Source organism: Dokdonella sp., assembly GCF_036518555.1.
Taxonomy (GTDB): Bacteria; Pseudomonadota; Gammaproteobacteria; order Xanthomonadales; family Rhodanobacteraceae; genus Dokdonella_A.
This window is the reverse complement of the sequence record NZ_DATDMY010000001.1, coordinates 1-2,548: the sequence shown is the minus strand read 5'-3', so window position 1 is coordinate 2,548 and position 2,548 is coordinate 1. Positions and strand designations below refer to the sequence as shown.

Genomic DNA, 2,548 nt, shown 5'->3' with positions numbered 1-2,548 from the left:
GCCGGGCTCAGCGCGATCAATCCGGCGAGGCGGGTTTCCAGTTCCGTGAGGGCCGCGTCCACGGCCTGGAGCTGGGCGTCGTCGAAGCTGAGCGAAACGAGGTTCTGCGTCATGTGGTGCTCTCCTGTCTGTCTTCCGATTGACCGACCGGCGAGGCCCCATGCCTGCCGACCGGATGCCTTGCGGCATGGCCGGATTGGAACAAGCGGGAATCTCACGGACTGCGACGAGGGATTGCGGTGTTGCGGGACGTGGTGGCGGAGGTGGCGGTGGGACTCGCCGCTCGCGGCTGCGTCCCAGCCTGCGTGCTGCTTGATCTTGCGCTCCGAGTTCCCCTCGCCCGCGCCTTCGGCGCGACCTCTCCCGCAAGCGGGAGAGGTGATCTCGCGCTCCGACGTCCCTCACCCGCGCCTTCGGCGCGACGTCTCCCGCAAGCGGGAGCGGTGATCTCGCGCTCCGACGTCCCTCACCCGCGCCTGCGGCGCGACCTCTCCCACAGGCGCGAGGCACCGCTGATGCGACGCGGCGACCGAGGCGCGGCGGGATCGGGTGCGTCGTCAGGCGGTATCGCCCCGGTTGTCACACTCGGATACCCTTTTGCGTTGCTGCGTTTATCCCCAGCGAAACCGGAAGGACCCCCATGAAGACCGCACTGCTTCGTTACGCGTGCTCGGCCACGCTCGTGGCCGCCGCCACGCCTGCCCTCGCCGCCGACGGCGACCTCGATCCGACGTTCGGCACCGGCGGCCTCGCACTCGCGGGCCTAACCGATGCGTACGGCGGCGCGACGGCGTGCAAGCCCGTGCTGCAGCCGGACGGCAAGATCCTCACCTGCGGCACGCGGCTGATCGGCTCGAGCGCGGACTTCTTCGTCGCACGCTTCGATGCCGACGGCCAGCTCGATCCAAGCTTCAGCTTCGACGGCAAGGTGACGATCGATTTCTCGGGCGCCGGCGGCACGGATCGGGCGACCGGCCTCGCGCTGCAGTCGGACGGCAAGATCGTCGTCGCCGGCACCACCAACGCGGACCGCGGCTCCGGTCACGACAACTTCGCGGTCACGCGCCTCAACGCGGACGGCACGCTCGACACCACGTTCGGTGCCGGCACCGGCAAGAAGGTCATCGCGTTCGATCTCGCCGGCGGCACCGGCGACGACAACTGCGCGGACGTCGCGATCCAGGCCGATGGCCGCATCGTGCTCGCGGGCTCGGTCGCGACGACCGCCAACGGTGCCGACATCGGCCTCGCGCGCCTGCTTTCCGACGGCTCGCCCGACGCCAGTTTCAACCTCACGGGCAAGGTCAGTTTCGGCTTCGACCTCCCCGGCTCGAGCAAGGACGACGTCGCCACGCGCGTCGCGATCGACCATGCCGGTCGCCTCGTCGTCGCCGGCGCGGCCGACGCCGGCGACAACACGGTCGGCGGCGATTTCGCGGTCGCGCGCATCCGCGCGAACGGCACGCTCGACCCCGATTTCGACGCCGACGGACGCGCGACGGTCGCGTTCGACCTCGGACTCAGCAAGGCGGACGTCGCGTACGGACTCGCGATCGATGCCGACGATGCGATCGTGCTGAGCGGCAACGTGGACGTGTCGCCGTCGATGACGGCGAACCAGGACATCGGCATCGCCAGGCTATTGCCGGACGGCTCGCCCGACGCGCTGTTCGGCGTCGGCGGCAGGACGGTCGTCACGTTCGACGAAACGCCGAACGGCCTCGACTTCGGCCTCGATGTGCAGATCCGCGACGACGGCCGTCTCGTCGTGGCGGGCGCTGCCGCGTATACCAGCACCGACCTGCACGCCACGCTGGTGCGGCTGTTGCCGGACGGTGCGCTCGACGGCAGCTTCGGCACGCTCGGCCGTCGCAGCTACGATTTCGGCCTGACCACGCCGTCGACTCAGGCGATCCTCGGCCTCACGCTGGACGGCGACGCGATCTACACGGGCGGCATCCTCGTGGTCCCCGGCAATGCCAATCCGGTCGACGTGTTCGTCGCGCGCATGTTCGACGACACGATCTTCGCCGACGGCTTCGACGCGGCCTGATCGCGCGCGCGGGCGACGCGGGCGGATCGAAGCGTCCGCGCCGTGTCGCCTGCGGCGGCGGGCTCCGACGCGACTGATCTCGACCGCGCGAACGCGCCTGCGGCTGCGCATCCGGCCCGTTCGCACGGTACGCTTCGCCGCCTGGGGACGGCCGGGCAGGCCCTGTGCCGGCTCCGCGGGCTGATGATTCGCGCGCGCATGTCTGAGATTCGCATGTCCCTGCGTTCCCCTTTGCACAAGGAGATCCCCATGCCCCCCATTCGTTGCACTCTCACGGCCGCCATCGCCTTCTCGACCATCCTGGCGAGCGGCATCGCTGCAGCGCACGACGGCGACCTCGATCCCACGTTCGGCACCGGCGGCTACACGCTCGTCGACTTCGGCGCGACGGCGACCGCGTACGGCCTCGCGATCGCACCCGACGGCAAGATCGTGCTCGGCGGCGTCGTCGACGGCGGCCCCTCGACGGGCGAGGACTTCGCGGTCGCACGGCTC

General features: G+C 70.3%; 2 protein-coding genes. Both read left to right on the top strand.

Translation table 11 applies throughout. From position 1 onward, the window contains the following. Positions 1-640: 640 nt before the first annotated feature. Positions 641-2,053 carry a hypothetical protein gene (locus VI238_RS00010; RefSeq protein ID WP_331647191.1) on the top strand — a complete coding sequence of 471 codons (1,413 nt, stop codon included), beginning with the start codon at positions 641-643 and terminating at the stop codon, positions 2,051-2,053. Positions 2,054-2,302: 249 nt separating this feature from the next. Then, a partial coding sequence (locus VI238_RS00005) for a hypothetical protein (protein ID WP_331647189.1) occupies positions 2,303-2,548 on the top strand: 246 nt, incomplete at its 3' end.

Excerpts from the sequence above, each read along its gene's own strand:
- VI238_RS00010 (WP_331647191.1), top strand. The coding sequence starts at position 641 with ATGAAGACCGCACTGCTTCGTTACGCGTGCTCGGCCACGCTCGTGGCC.